Below are 3,128 nucleotides of genomic sequence, written 5' to 3'. Positions count from 1 at the left end.
AGAGAAATTAGCCACAAATGGACACGAATTAACCTGTGACATTCGATAAATGTAGTGCGAACCTTTAGGTTCGCTTTCCTGCTTGCCAGAAGCGAGGCTAAAGCCTCGCACTACAAATCTTTTTATTCTTCGTGTTGATTCGTAGTTATATATTCCCTCTGTGTTCTCTAACACTGATTTTATTTTTTTATCCGTGCTAATCCGTGTTAATCAGTGGCTGAATAGTTACATTTTCGGATTTTTTTCAAAAGAGCCAAATTTTCTATTGACACAAGGATAAAATTTGTGGTAACATATCCTCATAATGGGCAAAAGTGAAGGTAACATCCGAATTTTGAGCAAAGTGAGAATACGAAGTATGTTGCGTAAGCAAAATGTTACGAAAGCAAAAAATACCTAAAGGAGATATATATGCGTTTACTTCTAATTGAAGATGATAAAAAGATTGCCTCTTTCATTCTGAAGGGACTCAAAGAGGCTGGATTTGCAGTCGACCATGCTACAGATGGCGAAGATGGTCTTCATCTGGCTTTACATGAACCCTACGATGTTGTCATTGTTGATTTAATGTTGCCCATGATTGACGGTCTAACCCTCATCGATAATATGAGAAAGAGCAAGGTAAATACGCCAGTTCTTATTCTTAGTGCCAAAAGAAGCATAGAAGACCGGGTAAAAGGCTTGCAAACAGGCAGTGATGATTATCTGACCAAGCCCTTTGCCTTTGCAGAACTTCTGGCACGAATTCAAGCCCTCATCCGCAGGGCAAGTGGAACCACAGAACCTACCAGTCTTACGGTTGGCGCTCTGCGAATGAATCTTCTCACCCATGAGGTCATTAGAGAAGGGAAGAAAATTGACCTGCAGCCCCGTGAGTTTTCCCTCCTGGAGTATCTTATGCGCAATCAAGGAAGAATCGTTTCCAAAACCGTGCTCATGGAACATGTCTGGGACTATAATTTCGACCCGCAGACAAATGTTGTCGAAGTTAGAATCAGCAAATTACGAGATAAAGTTGACCGCGAATTTTCAAAAAAATTGATTCATACTGTTAAAGGAGTGGGATATGTTCTTAAAGAACCTTCTTAGGCTAAAAAATACCTTGGCATTTAGATTATCACTCTGGTATTCGATGATATTTATTATCTCGTCAGTGGCCGCTTTTTTCTTATTTTATTTTGTGACTTCAAACATTATTCAAAAGCGTTTTGATGCAGAGCTTCTTGAAGAGATAGAAAAGTTTTCTGAAATTTATACAGAAAGTGGTATGGAGGGAATTAAACGGGCATTAGTCTTTGAGTCAGGAAACGAGATAATGGATAAAGAATTCTTTCGTATTTTAACCCCTGAAGGGAAAGTGGTTGCCTCAACCGACATGTCGTATTGGAAAGATTTAGGCCCAACTACCAATGCCTTACGGAAAATAAAGAGTGCTACAACCTCTGTCTATGAAAAACTATCCTCTCCCAGGCGGGAGTATGAGGTGCGCATTATTTATGGAACCATAGGTCCGGGGAAAATCTTACAGGTTGGGAAATCGGTTGAAGAAGAGATGGAATTCCTGAAGATATTACGAGATGTATTTCTCTGGACAATTGGTTTCATAATGATACTTGCGGCTGTGGTGGGTTGGTTTATGGGCAGGCAGGCGATGAAGGGAGTTGAGGAAGTTACACAGACAGCCCTGGATATATCGACAAGTGGAACACTCCAAAGACGAGTTCCTGTTAAAGCAAGGGGGGACGAAGTCGAACGGCTTGCCATCACCTTTAATGGGATGTTAGACCGCATCTCTGCCCTGGTTACCGAGATAAGGCAGATGGCCGATGATATCGCTCATGACCTGAAAAGTCTGATTACCAGTATCCGCGGTATGGCAGAAGTTACACTAACCTATACCAGATCCACTGAAGAGTATATTGCTATGACCGTTGAGATAATCGAGCAATGTGATAAAATGCTTGAAATACTCAATACCATGATGTTTATCTCGGAAACCGAGGCAGAAGCACAGAAATTGAAATTAGAAGAGGTTGATCTTGCCGCAGTTATTCGCGAGGCGGGTGAGCTTTTTGAACCAGTGGCTGAAAAAAAAGATATTTCTCTCACGGTCAATGTTACGGGTCCGCTTATCATCCAGGCAGACCTTAAGCTTATTCAACGTATGCTCTCCAATCTCCTTGATAATGCCCTAAAATATACCCCTGCCAGAGGGACGGTGAAAATTTCGCTAGATGCGAATAATGGCGATGTGGTCATTACTGTCCAGGATACCGGTATCGGAATATCTGAAGAGGACCTGCCACATATATTCAAACGCTTCTATCGGGGTGACAAAAGCCGCTCCCAGGAGGGAGTCGGACTGGGGCTCAGCATGGTAAGGGCGATTGTCCAATCTCACCGCGGGAAAGTGACGGTCACCAGCCAACCAGATATGGGAAGTACTTTTAAAATTATTCTTCCAGAGGGGCTTCCTTTCAGTTGAAACTCTCCTTATACTACCATCTTCGTAACCGTTCAGGCTATATATCAAAAGTGTCCGAAAGGGGATAAGGAGATAAGGGCGATATGGAGATAAGATAATAGAAATAGATTGAAATTTATAGAAATAGGTAGAAATTGATTGTGGAAAACAACAAATTTCCATAAATTTCTATTACTTGATGTTCAAGTTTTTTAAAGGTATAAAGATTTAACCGCAAAGAGCGCAAAGGAAGATTTCGCAAAGGACGCAAAGGAAGGAAAATAAGGTGGTGAACAACCTATTGCTTTGTTAAGTTTGCTTTGCTATGTTTAGAAAGTTATCGGTTATCAGGTTATCGGTGAAGAGAAAACAATGACCTGTTATCTCCGATTACTGATTACCGATTACCTAAGTAACATGCAACTTCAATCTTAACAGAGCACTATAATCTTTGCGTTCTTTGCGGTTAAAAAAGGATAAACCACTTAATCTTAAAAAAACTTGAATATCGAGTATTAGTTTCTATTAATTTCAATTTTTGTAACTATTCAGCCTGTAGGAAAGTAGGAGAGTAGGGAAGTAGGAAAGGGGAGACATTGTCCCCAGAAGAGGAATACCGTGCACATCCTTTATCCCTTTCCTACTACCTACTTGCCTACTATTT

General features: G+C 40.8%; 2 protein-coding genes. Both read left to right on the top strand.

Going from position 1 to position 3,128, the window contains the following annotated elements; translation table 11 throughout:
• Window positions 1–411 precede the first annotated feature (411 nt).
• Window positions 412–1,089 carry a response regulator transcription factor gene (locus AB1414_18000; protein MEW6609307.1) on the top strand — a complete coding sequence of 226 codons (678 nt, stop codon included), beginning with the start codon at window positions 412–414 and terminating at the stop codon, window positions 1,087–1,089.
• Entirely contained in the window at window positions 1,067–2,485 is a 1,419-nt protein-coding gene (locus AB1414_17995; GenBank protein MEW6609306.1) for an ATP-binding protein, read from the top strand. The genes AB1414_18000 and AB1414_17995 overlap by 23 nt, the downstream gene beginning before the upstream one ends.
• Window positions 2,486–3,128: the final 643 nt, after the last annotated feature.

Source organism: bacterium (assembly GCA_040755795.1).
Taxonomy (GTDB): Bacteria; UBA9089; CG2-30-40-21; order CG2-30-40-21; family SBAY01; genus JBFLXS01.
Note: the sequence above shows the minus strand (reverse complement) of the source record. Positions and strands in the feature narration are given on the sequence as shown.